Source organism: Sphingobacterium phlebotomi, assembly GCF_008180195.1.
Classification (GTDB): domain Bacteria; phylum Bacteroidota; class Bacteroidia; order Sphingobacteriales; family Sphingobacteriaceae; genus Sphingobacterium; species Sphingobacterium phlebotomi.
In genome coordinates this window covers 911977-927500 of sequence record NZ_VTAV01000001.1, presented here as the reverse complement: position 1 = coordinate 927500, position 15524 = coordinate 911977, and the positions used below count along the sequence as shown (strand labels likewise).

17 protein-coding genes are annotated in these 15524 nt (G+C 40.6%); 4 read left to right on the top strand and 13 right to left on the bottom strand.

Going from position 1 to position 15524, the window contains the following annotated elements; genetic code table 11:
- Positions 1-239 precede the first annotated feature (239 nt).
- Together FXV77_RS03570 and FXV77_RS03565 are read left to right on the top strand one after the other, a co-directional pair.
- Positions 240-815: a C40 family peptidase gene (locus tag FXV77_RS03570; protein ID WP_148917799.1), complete on the top strand. Its 576-nt coding sequence runs from the start codon at positions 240-242 to the stop codon at positions 813-815.
- A 90-nt stretch (positions 816-905) separates the two neighbouring features.
- Positions 906-1421, top strand: a complete 516-nt coding sequence (locus tag FXV77_RS03565; protein WP_148917798.1) for a phosphoribosyltransferase family protein — start codon at positions 906-908, stop codon at positions 1419-1421.
- 4 nt (positions 1422-1425) lie between these two features.
- Here the strand turns inward: FXV77_RS03565 and FXV77_RS03560 are convergent, their stop codons facing one another.
- The 9 genes from FXV77_RS03560 to rplM all read right to left on the bottom strand — a co-directional run bounded on the left by FXV77_RS03560 (position 1426) and on the right by rplM (position 9816).
- Positions 1426-2733, bottom strand: a complete 1308-nt coding sequence (locus FXV77_RS03560) for a lytic transglycosylase domain-containing protein (protein ID WP_148917797.1) — start codon at positions 2731-2733, stop codon at positions 1426-1428.
- Between the two features lie 75 nt (positions 2734-2808).
- On the bottom strand, positions 2809-3021 hold the full coding sequence (locus FXV77_RS03555; RefSeq protein WP_148917796.1) for a twin-arginine translocase TatA/TatE family subunit: 213 nt from the start codon (positions 3019-3021) through the stop codon (positions 2809-2811).
- A gap of 76 nt (positions 3022-3097) precedes the next feature.
- Positions 3098-4369: a murein hydrolase activator EnvC family protein gene (locus FXV77_RS03550; protein WP_148917795.1), complete on the bottom strand. Its 1272-nt coding sequence runs from the start codon at positions 4367-4369 to the stop codon at positions 3098-3100.
- 78 nt (positions 4370-4447) lie between these two features.
- A complete protein-coding gene (locus tag FXV77_RS03545) occupies positions 4448-5230 on the bottom strand; it encodes a DUF4292 domain-containing protein (RefSeq protein WP_148917794.1) in 783 nt (260 codons plus the stop codon).
- Complete coding sequence (locus FXV77_RS03540) at positions 5220-6929, bottom strand: tetratricopeptide repeat protein (RefSeq protein WP_187443987.1); 1710 nt, start codon at positions 6927-6929, stop codon at positions 5220-5222. The genes FXV77_RS03545 and FXV77_RS03540 overlap by 11 nt, the downstream gene beginning before the upstream one ends.
- A 204-nt stretch (positions 6930-7133) precedes the next feature.
- Positions 7134-7970, bottom strand: coding sequence for a translation elongation factor Ts (gene tsf, locus FXV77_RS03535; protein ID WP_148917792.1), 837 nt, complete (start codon positions 7968-7970; stop codon positions 7134-7136).
- Positions 7971-8149: 179 nt separating this feature from the next.
- The gene (gene rpsB / locus FXV77_RS03530; RefSeq protein ID WP_148917791.1) at positions 8150-8956 is read right to left on the bottom strand and encodes a 30S ribosomal protein S2; all 807 of its coding nucleotides are present in this window, start codon (positions 8954-8956) and stop codon (positions 8150-8152) included.
- An 18-nt stretch (positions 8957-8974) separates the two neighbouring features.
- Positions 8975-9361: a 30S ribosomal protein S9 gene (gene rpsI / locus FXV77_RS03525; protein WP_148917790.1), complete on the bottom strand. Its 387-nt coding sequence runs from the start codon at positions 9359-9361 to the stop codon at positions 8975-8977.
- 11 nt (positions 9362-9372) lie between these two features.
- Positions 9373-9816, bottom strand: a complete 444-nt coding sequence (gene rplM / locus FXV77_RS03520; protein WP_148917789.1) for a 50S ribosomal protein L13 — start codon at positions 9814-9816, stop codon at positions 9373-9375.
- A 139-nt stretch (positions 9817-9955) separates the two neighbouring features.
- Here rplM and FXV77_RS03515 point away from each other — a divergent pair, with 139 nt between their 5' ends.
- Together FXV77_RS03515 and FXV77_RS03510 are read left to right on the top strand one after the other, a co-directional pair.
- The gene (locus tag FXV77_RS03515; protein WP_222867688.1) at positions 9956-11026 is read left to right on the top strand and encodes an SGNH/GDSL hydrolase family protein; all 1071 of its coding nucleotides are present in this window, start codon (positions 9956-9958) and stop codon (positions 11024-11026) included.
- 90 nt (positions 11027-11116) lie between these two features.
- Positions 11117-12211 carry an AI-2E family transporter gene (locus FXV77_RS03510; RefSeq protein ID WP_148917787.1) on the top strand — a complete coding sequence of 365 codons (1095 nt, stop codon included), beginning with the start codon at positions 11117-11119 and terminating at the stop codon, positions 12209-12211.
- Positions 12212-12217: 6 nt separating this feature from the next.
- On the opposite strand, the gene FXV77_RS03505 is transcribed toward FXV77_RS03510, so the two are convergent.
- The 4 genes from FXV77_RS03505 to FXV77_RS03490 are packed head-to-tail and all read right to left on the bottom strand — an operon-like array spanning position 12218 to position 15511.
- Entirely contained in the window at positions 12218-13522 is a 1305-nt protein-coding gene (locus FXV77_RS03505; protein ID WP_187443986.1) for a bifunctional folylpolyglutamate synthase/dihydrofolate synthase, read from the bottom strand.
- Between the two features lie 7 nt (positions 13523-13529).
- Positions 13530-14351 carry an energy transducer TonB gene (locus FXV77_RS03500; RefSeq protein WP_148917786.1) on the bottom strand — a complete coding sequence of 274 codons (822 nt, stop codon included), beginning with the start codon at positions 14349-14351 and terminating at the stop codon, positions 13530-13532.
- A gap of 48 nt (positions 14352-14399) precedes the next feature.
- Entirely contained in the window at positions 14400-14807 is a 408-nt protein-coding gene (locus FXV77_RS03495; protein WP_148917785.1) for an ExbD/TolR family protein, read from the bottom strand.
- Between the two features lie 11 nt (positions 14808-14818).
- Positions 14819-15511, bottom strand: coding sequence for a MotA/TolQ/ExbB proton channel family protein (locus tag FXV77_RS03490; protein ID WP_148917784.1), 693 nt, complete (start codon positions 15509-15511; stop codon positions 14819-14821).
- Positions 15512-15524: the final 13 nt, after the last annotated feature.

Sequence of the window (15524 nt, the reverse complement as noted above, 5' to 3'; positions counted from 1 at the left end):
TTTTCATTAAAATTTTAATAACGAATTGTGATAAAAAGTAGCTACATAGCTACATGGCAAAAAAAAGCAATATTACTGAAAAGCAATAAAAAATATGTTAAAATTCGTTAAAATACAGTAAAATAATGACGAATATGCTTGGAAGCCTAGACATTATGTATTAGATTTGCTTCAGTCCTGTAGAAAATATAAGACAGAACTTAGAACGTATCGTAAATCAAGTGAAATAGGCGAACATAATGAATACAAAAAAACTAATAGCAGGCATGCTTTTCGTAGGCTTATGTGCGGTGTCTCAGGCACAAACAGCAAAATCAACCTCTTCTGACCCTGATAACCTAGCCAAAGAATATTTTTCACAGATAATGGGTGTTGCATCTAATGCCATGGCAAACACAAAACTTTATCAGTTCGTATACGAGTGGTTAGGTACGCCTTACCGTTTGGGTGGAGATTCTAAAAAAGGGATAGACTGTTCTAAATTTTCACTTGCTGTTTATGAAAATGTATTTAACACCACAATAGGCTACAACAGCCGTAATCAATATGCAAATGTAAAACCTATTCGCAAAAACGATCTGCAACCAGGTGACCTTGTCTTTTTTAAGATTCGCAGCAGACAGATTACGCATGTAGGCATTTATCTAGGTGATGACAAGTTTGCTCATGCCGCATCTAGCAGAGGGGTAATGATCAGCAACCTTAACGAAGCTTATTGGAAACGATATTACTATAACGGAGGCAGACCGTCAGAAATAAATGAAGCTATGCTAGCCGACGCAGGCGCTGACGATGAAGATAAAAATTTACACTAATTTTTCTCATGATATGATAGAAAAGGTTCGGATGTATAGATATCCGAACCTTTTTTGTATTTTTGATACGCAGTAATCAAAGCGTATAATATGTCTAACAAACGAACACTCATTCTCGATAAAGAGCAGATCCATCAAAAATCTATTCGTATCGCATACCAGATTCTTGAAGACAATTTTGAAGAAAAGTCATTGGTATTGGTGGGTGTTGCAGATCGGGGTTATGTGTTCGCAAAAAGACTTCAGCAGCATTTACAAGAGATCGCTCCAGATAAAACAATTGAGCTAATCAAAGTCTCTATTTTGAAAACGAAAAGAAGTTTGGAAGCCACTACTGACGTATCTGTTGAGACAGCAAAAGATAAGGTGATTATTTTGATTGATGACGTACTCAATAGCGGTCGAACGTTAGCGTATGGCTTAGGTTTGTTTCTCAATGTTCCCCTCAAAAAAATGCGCACTGCTGTATTAATTGACCGCTCCCATCATCAATTTCCGTTATTCAGCGATTATTATGGACTTAAACTCTCTACGATATTAAAGGAACACGTCGAAGTTGAACTGAAGGAATTTGACCAAAAAGAAGATGCTGCTTGGTTATCTTAGATTGTTAAGACTTTTTAATTTTTAGCTTCTGTCCTATTTTAAGCCGGGTAGTGCTCAAATTGTTATCGGTTTTTATTTGGGATACGGTAGCGCCTTTATATCGCGCCGCAATATGTGACAACGTATCCCCTTTTCTTACGGTATAAGTGGTATATGTTACTGTACGCTTTGTCGTCGATTTCCCAGAAGCCGAAGCCAGTCTTGTAGCGCTGTCTGATGGACGTTTGGGCGTGGTGGGAGCAGATGTATCATCCACATTTGCTAACATACTAGTCGAAACTTCCAACTGGTTATTCAAAGCTGCGTATAATAAGCTATCATTCAGATGTTCAGTATCTGGCAGAATCAACCGTTTGGGTTTTTCGGTACTCGCATTTATAACAGAACGTTTATATGCCGGGTTGAATTTTTTAATCGTTTCCACAGGTAGATTGACGGCATGGGCAATTTGTTGCAAGTTGACTGGTTTTTCAACCATAATCGGCGTTGCTTCCCAAGCGAGATCAGTAGCCGCTACCGATATACCATATTCATCTGCGTGTTTCAACGCGTACGTCATCGCAATAAATTTTGGTATATAATCTTGTGTTTCCTTTGGTAAGTAAGGAGAGAGTTGCCAAAAATCCGGGTTTTGCAGACCAGATCGTTGAATAGCACGGCGCACACATCCCCTTCCACAATTATAGGAAGCCAATGCTAACAGCCAATCATTAAACTCATCGTAAGCGTCAAGGAAATAACGGCTTGCGGCATAACAAGCTGCGTATGGATCTTTACGTTCATCCATATAGCTATCCATCGTTAGATCATAGATTTTCGCTGTGGGATACATAAATTGCCATAAGCCTACCGCCCCTGAACGGGATACCAAATGTGGATCTAATGAAGATTCAATAACCGATATGTATTTTATTTCATCGGGCAACTGGTTTTCAGAAAATATTTTTTCATATATCGGAAAATAATACTGCGCTAGCCCCTGCAACTTACTCATATAGGGATTGTAATTGCGTGAGATGTATTTATCGATATAAGATTTTATTTTTTCGTTTAGGGCTAATGGAATAGTGCGCTGTATTTTACGCATACGATTGAATACCAAGGAATCTTCAGCCGTGTGCAATGGATCGTAATAAGACAACGTTTTGAGAGAATCCAATCCGGAAATAATGATTTCCCGCTGGTTAGATGCTGCTTCTATCAAATGTAACGGAATAGGTTCCGTATCTACACCGGCCATGTCCTGTGCATGCAATAATGGTTGTAATCCGAATACACAAAAAGGTATTAACCACAAACGGTTTTTAATCATACGGTATTTGGTGTTTAAGAGTCCCGTGGGGGGGGGTTACCCGCGAAACTCTTATTTCTTCCTTTACCCTTCTAGTTAGTTCTGGGGATTGTTGCTGTTATTATTGTTATTTGTGTTGCTTTGGTTTTCGCTAGGCTCTTCACGTTGTCCATCCTTAAACTCCTTAACTCCACGACCTAAACCGCGCATCAATTCTGGAATCTTTTTACCTCCAAAAAGTAACAAAACCAAAACCACTATGATAATAATCTCTTGCGTCCCAATAAATAATAATCCCGATGTATACATAGTTTTAAAATTCTTAGCGTTGCTTTCATTATCAACGCATTACAAATATATAATTAAAATTCTGAATTTCCTGTAACTATTTTGCTAACCACGAAACCGGATTCATAGCAGTCTGTCCCTGAAAGACCCCAAAGTTCACAATAGAATACCCCGCATCCGGATCTTCACCCGCTATACCGATCTGTTGTCCTCTCCCTACTTTTTGACCTCGTCTCACAGATACGCTCTTCAGGTTGGAATATGAAGTAAAATATTCCCCATGCTTGATAACCACAAAACTTCCGATCACCTGTACAACATCCCCTTCGAAGACCGCTTTTACCGAAGCATTGTCAGCTGTACGAATGGCTACATCAGAATTGTCGATACGTACATTACGCTCCACCGTTTCGAAACCAAAGTTACGCACGACATTTCCCTGCGACACCGGCCAAGGCAGACGTCCGCGATTGGATTTGAAATCCGCTGACAGCTTCGCTGCTTCTGGTGTAGAACGCAGGACTTCGCTATCTGATTTCCGAGGCGTCGATTTTTCGACCTCTTCTACCGTTTTACCTGTTCGTTTGGCTTCTGCTTCAGCAGCTTTTCTTCGCGCTTCTTCCGCGAGTCTGCGTTGCGCTTCGATTTCCCGACGGATTGCCGCTTGAATCATCGCATCGATACGTTTCTTTTCTTGTTGTTTCTGGCTGAGTTGGCCTCTATATGCAGATTCTTCCTTTTTCAACTGGCTGAGTTCTTGCGCATGTGCAGACCGGTCTTTGGCAATGATGGCTTTCTCTGTCTCCTGTTCTTTTAACAGTTTATTTTGCATTTCCCTGTCTCTCTCCAATTGCGCAATTTTCAGTTCTATTTCTTTTTTTGTAGCTTCAATTTCAGCCGCTTTTATCTTACGCGCATCATTAAACTGTTGTAAATATTTCACGCGCTTAAAAGCTTGATTAAAATCTTTCGAAGCGAAAATAAACATCAGTTTATTATACCCGTTTTTATTCCGAAAAGCAAAGAGAACCATTTTCTCGTAATCTTTCCGCATCTTTTCCAATTCGGCCTTTAATTCGTTAACGGCTTTTGTATTTTTTTGGATATTATTATTGATGATACGTAATTCTGAACTTATCGTTTTTATTTTATCTTCCCGTAGATTTAGCTGTCGGCTTAACGCATTCACCTCTTTTTGAGAAAGTAATTTTTCTTGTGTTTTCGCCCGCACAATCTTCATCAACTCCGCAATCTCTGCATCTATCTTTTCTCGTTGCTTTTTTAATTCAGCACTGCTCTGAGCAGAGACAACCCCTATCCCAACACTGCAAATAAACAAGAAACTAAATAGTATTTTTTTTATATCCATGAACCGTTTTTCTCTATATTTCGGCAATAATAAGCCTACAAAAATAAAGATTATTTTGTGCTTTTATTGTGATAATCACTAATTTATTACTTTGTATCTGCTAGAAACAGAAAAGGGCATGTCTACATTTTCATTAAAAGATACACGGTTATATCCCAATTGTGCTTTTAACGAAACTTCCCCCCCTATGATATTTAACGCTATATTCTGTGGAAAATTATACCCTTCGGTTTTAGCATAATCTCCATAAAAAGCTTCGAGATTGTTTGTACCCCCCACTTCCTGCAAGACAAAGTTGAAAGGTCTGTTTTCCTGGTTTATCCGATATTGATAAGAAAGTTGATCTTTAATCCCAACCACAATAAACTCATCCGTAGTGCTGGCCACCTGTACATTATTGGTACGTAATAAATTCGAGGAAACATTTGCCATGAGCAGATCCTGCAATGTAGTAAACGTAATACCTTGGTTTGTATAATTATATATATATGCAAACGGTTTAGCGATGTATTCTCCTTGCAATTTATTGAGTATCTTAACACTGTCTGGTGTAATCAAAACGCGCGCCACTTCAACACCCAATATTGCTGTAACAGACAACCAAATAGCTTTATTTCGTTCTATCCGAACATTCAATGTGACGTCGTGTATATTCTTGCCCATCTCGATTTTTGCTTTTGCTCGTCCAGAAAACGTATGAAAATCCAGGTTATTCAATTCAAAAGTCTTGATACTTGCCGCACTAGCTGCGCTGATTTCCGTTGGTGTATCAGGAGATGGCATCGCTATTTTTCGTTTCGTTTTACATGAAGTAAAAACCAACGCACCTACCATCACCAACAAAACTACTCTACTCCACATAACTTTTCGTTGCTATTTTTGACTTTAACTTTTCCACATCTATGCCACTCCCATCACTCATCGCCAGGGCTTTCTCCCATTGTCTTAAGGCTTCCTTGCTATTACCTGCTTTAAATAATATATCGCCATAATGTTCATAAAGTACTGCCGAAGGAGAAGAGCCACGAACAGCTTTTTCCATCCACTTCAGCGACTCTTTATAATTTTCCTGCTTAAAGAGTACCCATGCATATGTATCTTGAAAGGTACTCGAGCCCGGTTCTAACTCGTTAGATTGTCGGGAAAGCTTTTCCGCCAATTCCAATTTATCATTCCGTTCCGCCAGATAATACGCATAATTGTTCATGGCGGTTGCATTTGTGCTATCTAGTTTAATAGCCTCTTCATAAGCCACATCAGACACCTCGGCCATGTCCAACTTATGATATAAATCACCAAGACCTGCGTAGATAAGCGATTGCAAATACGTATTTTCTTTTCCGCTATTATCCAATGCAGCTTCCATCAGTTTGCGGGCATTCTCCCCATCATCTTTGACCATATACGCCAATCCTGTGAAGTATAGAAGCATTGGATTATTAGGATTTGCTTCTAATGCTTCCAAACCGTGGTCAACAGCTTGATCTACCTCATTAAGTGCCATTTCCACATTCATTAACATACGCCAGGCGTCTATGTGTGCCCTGTTGAGCCCCACTGCGGTAAGAAATAACGACCGTGCTTCCTGCAAATTTCCTCTTCGCCAAAGCACATCTCCTTTCGCCACATGGCTGTCTGCAATTCGGGGATGTTTCAATACTAATATATTTGCCAAATCTTGAATCTGTTCCAACGCCAACTCGGACTTCCCGCTCAGCAAAGTAAACATGACACGATGTTTATCCATGTAGTTGACATCTGTAGATTCAAATGCTTTTCGCAATGACTCAAAGGCCAGTCTATCTTTTTTTCCTGCAGTATACGCATCTGCAAGATCTAAATACAACAAGTGGTCGTTCGTATTCTTTAATCCTTTCTCCAATATTTGTATAGCCTGTTTGCTTGAGCTCCTATCCATATAAATGAATCCCAATGTACTATACACTTGACGAAGACTGGAATTATTTTGGACTTGTGGCAACAGTATTTTTTCTGCCTCTTGCTTCCTATCCAAATCAACCAACATTTCTGCTTTCATAACATCCAAGGTATCGGAATCTCCAAATTTAGCAACCGCTTCATCATATACCTTTAACGCTTCGTCCGATTGCTTCGAAGCATGCAACAATAGCATCTTTTCCCGGTATAGAGATGCGTTGTCTGGATAAACACTAATCGCACGATTAATGACTGGAATAGCCGCCGCCACATCTCCTTGACTTTTATTCAATTCCACAAGATAGTTGAGATATAGCATATTTTCAGGTTCTATCTCTAAGGCTTTCTCCGTCAATGGAATAGCGACATCAAAATTACGGGCCTGTCCGTATAAAAGTGCCTTTGCGTAATACACTTCTGCTGCATCGGGATATTTTGCGAGGATATCATCCAGCTTTTCTATAGCTCCTGCAAAATCTCCCGTGCGGAGTTTCCCCTCCACCTCAACCAACAATTGCTTATAAGGCTTCTCCCCAATTTGTCCCTGTTGTGCATAAATATCCAATGTGCAAAACAACCCTGCGACGGCAAGTAGTCCTATACAAGCTATTTTCTTATACATATTCATTCAAATTCCTTCCTGTTATACTAATGGAACAAAGCCCCACTTTATAAAGATGACAAAAAAAAGTAAAAGTTTAGTGTTTGTATCTTAAAATAGGTTAAATTTTAAAATTAAGCATAAAAACAAAAGCCCGTCCGAATAATGGACAGGCTATATCTTTTATTTTCTGTATTTGGGCAAAATATCTTTTGCCCCTGCAAATTACGCTCCTAACTGTACGCGTTTGAAAGCCGTAACAGTTAATCCTTTAGAAACAGAATCCAAGAATTGCGCTATATTTTTAGAAGAGTCTTTTACAAACTCTTGATTCAACAAAGTCGTATCTTTGAAGAATTTGTTCAATTTACCTTGTGCAATTTTTTCCGCCATCTCAGCTGGTTTACCTTCTGCGATAATTTGCTCTTTAGCGATAGCGATTTCGCGGTCAACAGTCTCTTGGTCTACACCATCTTTATCGATCGCAATAGGGTTCATCGCGGCTATTTGCATGGCCACATCTCTTCCAGCTTCATCAGCACCAGTGGCATCAGCAGAAAGACCAACCAATACACCTAAACGGTAGTTTCCGTGGATATAAGCTACCACTTTCTCAGCAGAAACAAATTCATATTTAGAAACATCGATTTTCTCGCCGATTACACCTGTTTGCTCAATTAAAGCATCGGCAATTTTTTTGCCATCTAATTCCAAATCTTTTAGCTCCTCTACGGAAGCAGGTCTGTTTTGCAAAGCAACATCAGCGATTTTTTCTGCGAAAGCTACGAAGTCTGCATTTTTTGCCACGAAGTCTGTTTCACAGTTCACTTCTACTACGATACCTGATTTACCATCAGCAGTAGCCTTAGCGACAACTACACCTTCGTTAGAATCACGATCCTGACGACTAGCAGCCACTTTAGCGCCCTTTTTACGCAAGTAGTCGATAGCAGCTTCGAAATCACCATTTGATTCTACTAATGCTTTTTTACAATCCATCATACCAGCGCCAGTTTGTTGACGCAATTTGTTTACATCTGATGCAGAAATTTGTACTGACATGTTTTTATTTCTTTAATAATTTTACGATTCGACAGCCTGACAAGTATAGCATATATATGCAACGCAGGCATTAAACTTTTGTTAAATAAAAGAAAACCGGACAAACTTATGTAGACTCCGTGAAGCGGGGCTTCATAAAGGCTAACACTTGTTTATCCGGCTTCCATACGGAGAGGATATTATTCTCCGTCTTTTGCTTTGCGAGGACGTTTTCCAGTGTTAGCTTCTTCAGCTTCACCGTTATCTACCGCAGCTTTAGCAGCTACAGCTTCTTTTTCAGCCTCTTCTTCTTTATCACGTTTGCGTTCGTCCAAACCTTCTTGAATAGCTTTTCCTATAATGCTCGCGATTAAGCTAATTGATTTTGTAGCATCATCATTTGCCGGAATAGGGAAATCGATATTGGAAGGGTCGGAGTTGGTATCTACCATTGCAAAAGTAGGGATGTTCAACTTAATCGCTTCCGAAACTGCGATGTGCTCTTTTTTCACATCGATGATGAACAAAGCTGCAGGTAAACGGTTCAAGTCAGCAATACCTCCTAAAAGGTTTTCCAACTTCACGCGCTCACGTTGAATCATTAACTTCTCTTTTTTAGATAATACAGCATAAGTACCATCTTTTTGCATTTTGTCGATGTTAGACATTTTCTTGATAGACTTACGTACTGTAGCGAAGTTCGTAAGCATACCACCCAACCATCTTTCGGTAACGAAAGGCATGTTGACTGCTTTCGCCTGCTCAAAGATAATTTCTTTTGCTTGTTTTTTCGTTGCTACGAATAATACTTTACGACCTGATTTTACGATTTGTTTGATAGCTGAAGCAGCTTCTTCTAATTTCGTTAAAGTTTTGTTCAAGTCGATAATGTGGATACCATTGCGTTCCATGAAAATGTACTTCGCCATTTTCGGGTCCCACTTACGAGTAAGGTGACCAAAGTGAACACCTGCATCCAATAATTCTTGATATGTTGTTCTTGCCATTTTTTGATCCTCCTTTGATTAACGTTTACTGAATTGGAATCTTCTACGTGCTTTACGACGTCCTGGTTTCTTACGCTCTACCATACGGTCGTCGCGTGTCATCAAGCCTTTTGCACGTAGAGCTGGTTTTACTTCTGGGTCTAGTTCCACCAAAGCTTTAGCAATTGCTAAACGTACAGCTTCGGCTTGGCCTTTGACACCACCACCATCAACGTTAACTTTCACATCAAAATTTCCAGCAACACCCGCTACCTCGATAGATTGAGTAACGATGTATTGCAATGGCAATGTTGGGAAATATTCTTTATAATCTTTACCATTTACGGTAATGTTTCCGCTACCAGCAGTTAAGTAAATGCGGGCAACAGCTGTTTTTCTTCTTCCTGAAGTATTCGTTGTTGACATGTTTGCTCTCCTTAAAATTTAACTGGTTTTGGTTTTTGCGCTTCATGTTTGTGCTCTGTGCCGGCATAAACATAAAGGTTTTTGAATAATTCACGACCTAAACGGTTTTTAGGTAACATTCCGCGAACCGCTTTTTCGACAAGGCGCTCTGGATGTTTAGCCAACAACTCTTTTGGAGAAATAAAGCGCTGACCACCTGGGTAGCCTGTGTAACGTACATACACTTTGTCGCTCAATTTGTTTCCAGTCAACTTAATTTTGTCTGCATTGATAACAATCACGTTATCTCCGCAGTCTACGTGTGGGGTGAACTCCGGCTTGTGCTTACCACGAATCACTTTCGCAATCTGGCTTGCCAAGCGCCCCAAAATCTCTCCTTCAGCGTCAACAACAATCCACTCCTTGTTAACGGTGTTTTTGTTGGCAGAGACAGTTTTGTAACTTAACGTATTCACTTGCTTTTGCTTAAATAAAAATAATTAATAAAATGTTCTATCCTATTGTAATCCCTACAATAAGGTCTGCAAAGGTACAATAATGAATTTGAAATTACAAAATATTTTATCTAAGTTTGAGAAACCTAATCGATCTTATATGCAAACGAAATACCTCCTTATTATTATCGCATTGTTAAGCAGCCTTACAGGGTTAAAAGCCCAACAAGTCATCTCATCGTCCAAACTTACTATTCAAGGGCGGGCGTTTCCGGAAAGCCCGGCTTTCCATCGGATTGACACGGCAAAATACCATAATCTTCCGCCCGCCGTAAAGAATTTATACACGCACGGCGCAGGTCTGTTTGTCACATTCCGTACGAATAGCACCCAGCTTGCCATCGACTGGGAAACCGCCAATGCAGCATTAGGCAATAATTCCACTGCCATCATGTCCCGCGGGTTTGATGCTTATGTGAAAGAGCCGGATGGTTGGCGTTTTGCCGGTGTGGCACGCCCCAATCTAAAAGAAGCGAAGAGCAGTTTTACCATGGTGGAAAACATGGAGAAAACAGAGAAAGAGTTCCTCCTTTATTTCCCGCTTTATAAAGAACTTCGGTCATTTCAGCTACGCATAGATGAAGATGCAACCTTCTCCCCTACGGTGCAGCAGCATGATAAAAAAATAATCGTCTATGGTTCTAGCATCGTGCATGGTGCATCCGCCAGTCGCCCGGGCCTGGCATATCCGGCCAAGATTTCCCGCAACATCAATGCTGATGTCATCAATATGGGGGTCAGTGGAAATGCACGTATGGAACTGGCTGCTGCTCAAATGATAAATGATATCAAAGATGTCGATCTCATTATCATGGATTGTGTACCGAACTGTTCTCCCCAACAGGTTACGGAACGTACTTTTGCTTTCGTACAGGAACTTCGAAAAGCACATCCTAACACGCCCATCCTCCTTATGGAGAGTATTATCAGACAAATCGGGAATTATAATTTAGAATGGAAGAAAAAACGATACGAACAGAACGCCAATTTCAAAACTGAATATGAACGATTGCTTGCGGCAGGCTATAAAAACCTCTTCTATCTGCCAGCAGATCATTTAATTGGTGACGATTATGAAGGCACCGTAGACGGTACGCATCCGACAGATGTCGGTTTTGAACGTATGATAAAAATCATTCAACCGGAAATAGAAAAGATATTGCAGCAGTAAAAATGCAAATAATAGGAGATATTGAAAAAACACAATAAATAGATGAAAACTAATGCTAATTATGTATTTTGTGCGGTATAGTAACAGACCATGAAATACAAACAAATTAACAATAACTCCATCAATCAGATTATGCTGATCATTATCATTGTGTTGATATTGATTCTTGTTTTCAGCAATCTATCATACTATTTACCTGGTTTCTTGGGCGCCATTACGCTTTATATCCTGTTCCGCAAATCCTATTTTTATCTTACTGATGTTCGCGGTTGGAAAAAATCGTTGACCAGTATCTTTTTCATTGTGCTATCAGTCGTCTTTATTGTGCTTCCGCTCTGGGCACTGATCGATTATCTGATTGCACAACTTAACAGTTTTTTAGGTAATCGCGACGAGATCATCGAAAAGTTCAATATGTTAAAAGAATACATGTCTGATAAGCCTCTTTTAAGGGATATCGATATGTCTGATGCGGCGTTGTTGACCTTTTTACAAAATTTGACACGCTACGTACCGAGCATCTTAAATTCTGTTGCAGAAGTGGCGGTCAATATTATTGTAACACTCTTTGTTTTATATTTTATGCAAGTACATGCGAAAAAGATGGAAATTACGATTTATCGCGCTATTCCATTCAGCCGCATGAGTAAACAGGAAATATGGGATGAAGTAAATATGATGGTGCGTTCAAATGCACTCGGCATCCCCATCCTCGGATTTTTCCAAGGTGTGGTTGCGATGATAGGATATTGGATTTTCGGGGTTGAAAGCTATATTCTACTTGGACTGCTGACGGGAATAGCTTCTATCATCCCTATTTTGGGAACGATGACGATTTACGTCCCCATCTGCCTCATCGCTTTTGCAACAGGATCTCTCGGCAATGCCATTGGCCTAACGCTTTATTGTTTCTTTCTGGTCGGCGGTATCGATAATATTCTACGCTTTACCATCTTAAAAACCATTGGAAATGTTCCGCCGATGATTACGGTATTCGGCGTATTATTGGGATTGAATCTCTTTGGCATGCTAGGCCTTATTTTTGGTCCGTTAATTCTTTCTTCCATTGGGGTATTAGTCAAAGTATATAGCAATGAATACGGGAAAGGCATTGTGCGGGATTACAGTCGTCCGCGTACCTCACAACAAAACGATCCACCTCCAATGAATACGGATAACGAATAAGGTCGATCATTTACATTCTTTTAGCACTTCCGCCACCACAAAATTACTTCCTCCAACAAAAATTAAATCACCTTCCTGAAAGGCTTTTTTTGCTGAAGCCAAGGCGTTATCTACAGATGGGTAGGCTTCTCCCTGTAAACCATATAGTATTGCTCTATCTTGCAATTCATCCGCAGGCAAGGCTCGCGACATAGCGGGGTTACAGAAATAATAGATGGCTTCTTTCGGGAGTTGAGGTAACATGTGGCTTATGTCTTTATCCCGCATAACACCAATGATTATATGCAAGCCCTTATACGCTGTTGACTGTATATTGGCAATAACTTCCCGAATACCATCTTCATTATGTCCCGTATCACAGATGATAAGTGGATTTGTTGATAAGGTTTGCCATCTCCCCTGCAGTCCGGTATTCCGTTCTACATAAGCAAGGCCTTCACACAACTGCTCTTCTCCAATTTCCCATCCTTGTTTCCGCAGCTCATCCACTGCAGTCAATACACCTAGGATATTCTTTTGTTGATAATGCCCCGCTAACCCTACGTATATCTCTTTGGTCCGGTGACGTATGTTATCCACTATTCTTAATATCAAACCTTTACCACGACGTTCATAACCCTGTACCGTTAATTCTGTTGAGGCAAAACGTAGGGGAGCCTTTAATTCATGTGCTTTTTGTTCAAAGACATAAGCTATCGCTTCGTCTCGTTCCGATAGAACGACTGGCACCTGCGGTTTGATGATGCCCGCTTTCTCACCTGCAATCTCTGCCAGCGTATTTCCGAGCAAATCGGTATGATCCATTCCGATATTAGTGATTACGCATAATGCTGGAAGCAAAATATTGGTGCTGTCCAACCTTCCTCCCAGTCCCACTTCAACAATGGCAACATCTACCTGCTCCGCAGCAAAGTAATCAAATGCCATAGCTACTGTCACCTCAAAAAAAGAGGGTTGTATTTCTTCTATTAAGGAACGGTTTAGATTAACAAAATCGATCACCTTTGCTTGTGGAATCATCGCTCCGTTTATGCGGATGCGCTCTCTAAAATCGACGAGATGAGGTGATGTGTATAGTCCAGTTTTGTATCCGGCAGAAGCCAAAACAGAAGCCAGCAGGTGAGATGTAGATCCTTTTCCGTTTGTCCCAGCGACATGGATAGATTTAAATCGGGTATGAGGATTGCCTAGTGCCCGACAAAAACGCACCGTATTGTCTATATCTTTCTTTATCGCGCTTGCACCATCACGGGTAAACATGGGCAGTCGAGCAAACAGATACTCGATCACCTCATCATATGTTTGTATCATGGAAAAGCTACCTTAATTTGAAGTTGAAAACAATAATCCCGGTTTGGGATTCTGGAGCATTTGGCAGTTGATTTAAACGCGCAGCCATCATCGCACGTTCACATTTCTCCAATAAAGCACGACTCGATATTGTTGTTCCTCTTACACCCGCCCGCGCATGCGTAACTACACCATTTTTGTTCACTCTAAACTCCACTGCTATCCGTCCGGCCTGTTGGCCATTATCGTCTATATTAGGTGGCACTTCAAATCTTCTGTTGGCAATTGACAACATCATATTTCCATCACCCGAACCACCTTCTCCATAATTGCTTGCCAACGGATCACCAAGATTGCTACCTTGATTTCCAGCTATCGTTCCGGTTCCATCACCTCGTCCTGTAGCATTATTTTGCTTGCCTTTATACAAAGCATTCGGATTCACGGCAGGTTTTGACTCTTTCTTTTCCGGCGTAGCAACATCTGCGTTTGCCTGTACCGGCTTCTCCTGCTTCGGCACAGCAGGTGCATCGTCCATATCCTGTGTAGCTACCACCTTATCCGTCACTTGTTGAGATGGGGTAGGCACCGGTGTTGTATTCGGGTCTACTTTATCAGGTTGTACATTATTGGCATTTTCACTCATCGACGGTTCATCGACGCTCATATAGTCATCTCCCATTCCCTCATCAGCAGTACCATAATTAACAATGATACCACCCATGCCATAACGTGGTATATCCCCTCCAAAAACGATAAAGAAACCGATCAGCACGAATAAACCCATCACTGCAGTCGATAGACCGAGTGCCTTGGGCATATTATTTTCTTCTTGTGTATGGTAATACATGTCTAATTCATTTACCTTTTGACCATGTGATTATCAAATCGTTTAATGCTAGTCCTTCTTCGGTTCTGTTGCCAAAACCATTCTCACGCGGTTTCTGTTCGCTATATCCATGACAGAAATAACATTCTGGATAGGCACAGCACTATCTGCATAGAGCATAATCGTCAACTCTTCACCACTGGCTATATTCGATTGAATAAGTGGTTCCAATTGTTCTAAACTGACCGACTGCTTATCCACATGATAGGTCAAGTCTGACGTAATCGAAACCGTCATGGTCTTTTTTGCTACCGATTGCTCGCCCGCACTGGACTTTGGCAACAACAATTTGACCACTTGTGGATTTGCCACTGCAGAAGCCAACAAGAAGAACAACATCAAGAAAAACATGATATCGTTCAGCGCCGCTGTATGCACTTCTGCCGTAGGTTTATGTCGTCTATTTCTTAAATTCATTTTTCAAAATTTTACACTCCCGGCTCATCCAATAAATCGATAAATTCTACTGCATCTGTTTCCATCCGGAGAATCAATCGCTCTACCATCATATTCAACGCATGATAACCGATATAAGCCAGAATACCGACCGTCAATCCACTAGCGGATGCGATCATCTTCACATAAAGACCGCCGGAAACGGTACCGATATCAATCCCACCTGCCATCTCCACTTCACGGAAAATCTGAATAACCCCAAAAATTGTTCCTACGAACCCCATCATGGGTGCAATCCCCGCTATGATACCTAAAATGTTGATGTTCTTCTCCAACTTGGAGACTTCTAGTTTACCGGCATTTTCAATGGCACCTTCAATGTCCTTAATCGGTCTTCCCACGCGAGATAACCCTTTTTGAAGCATCCTTCCCAAGGCTGAATTACTGGAACGACAGGCCGATATAGCTGCATCTAAACGTCCAGACATCACGTTACTCTTCACTTGTGACATCAGACCCGTATCAGATTTTGTCGCTTTCCTAATGGTTATATACCGTTCAAAGAAGATAACCAATGCGAGAAATAAAAGAAACGTGATGGGAATCATGATCCATCCTCCTTTCATCAACATCTGAATCATGTTTAGGCTCTCTTCTGTTGTTGCTAACTCTATAGCCTGTTGTTGAACTGTGTTCAAAGAATCCATCTCTTGCATAAATGACATTTTCTCTTTATAA

Bases quoted from the DNA above. Each gene is read 5' to 3' on its own strand.
- FXV77_RS03570 (WP_148917799.1), top strand. From the start codon at position 240: ATGAATACAAAAAAACTAATAGCAGGCATGCTTTTCGTAGGCTTATGT.
- FXV77_RS03565 (WP_148917798.1), top strand. From the start codon at position 906: ATGTCTAACAAACGAACACTCATTCTCGATAAAGAGCAGATCCATCAA.
- FXV77_RS03560 (WP_148917797.1), bottom strand. From the start codon at position 2,733: ATGATTAAAAACCGTTTGTGGTTAATACCTTTTTGTGTATTCGGATTA.
- FXV77_RS03555 (WP_148917796.1), bottom strand. From the start codon at position 3,021: ATGTATACATCGGGATTATTATTTATTGGGACGCAAGAGATTATTATC.
- FXV77_RS03550 (WP_148917795.1), bottom strand. From the start codon at position 4,369: ATGGATATAAAAAAAATACTATTTAGTTTCTTGTTTATTTGCAGTGTT.
- FXV77_RS03545 (WP_148917794.1), bottom strand. From the start codon at position 5,230: ATGTGGAGTAGAGTAGTTTTGTTGGTGATGGTAGGTGCGTTGGTTTTT.
- FXV77_RS03540 (WP_187443987.1), bottom strand. From the start codon at position 6,929: ATGTATAAGAAAATAGCTTGTATAGGACTACTTGCCGTCGCAGGGTTG.
- tsf (WP_148917792.1), bottom strand. From the start codon at position 7,970: ATGTCAGTACAAATTTCTGCATCAGATGTAAACAAATTGCGTCAACAA.
- rpsB (WP_148917791.1), bottom strand. From the start codon at position 8,956: ATGGCAAGAACAACATATCAAGAATTATTGGATGCAGGTGTTCACTTT.
- rpsI (WP_148917790.1), bottom strand. From the start codon at position 9,361: ATGTCAACAACGAATACTTCAGGAAGAAGAAAAACAGCTGTTGCCCGC.
- FXV77_RS03515 (WP_222867688.1), top strand. From the start codon at position 9,956: ATGCAAACGAAATACCTCCTTATTATTATCGCATTGTTAAGCAGCCTT.
- FXV77_RS03510 (WP_148917787.1), top strand. From the start codon at position 11,117: ATGAAATACAAACAAATTAACAATAACTCCATCAATCAGATTATGCTG.
- FXV77_RS03505 (WP_187443986.1), bottom strand. From the start codon at position 13,522: ATGATACAAACATATGATGAGGTGATCGAGTATCTGTTTGCTCGACTG.
- FXV77_RS03500 (WP_148917786.1), bottom strand. From the start codon at position 14,351: ATGTATTACCATACACAAGAAGAAAATAATATGCCCAAGGCACTCGGT.
- FXV77_RS03495 (WP_148917785.1), bottom strand. From the start codon at position 14,807: ATGAATTTAAGAAATAGACGACATAAACCTACGGCAGAAGTGCATACA.
- FXV77_RS03490 (WP_148917784.1), bottom strand. From the start codon at position 15,511: ATGTCATTTATGCAAGAGATGGATTCTTTGAACACAGTTCAACAACAG.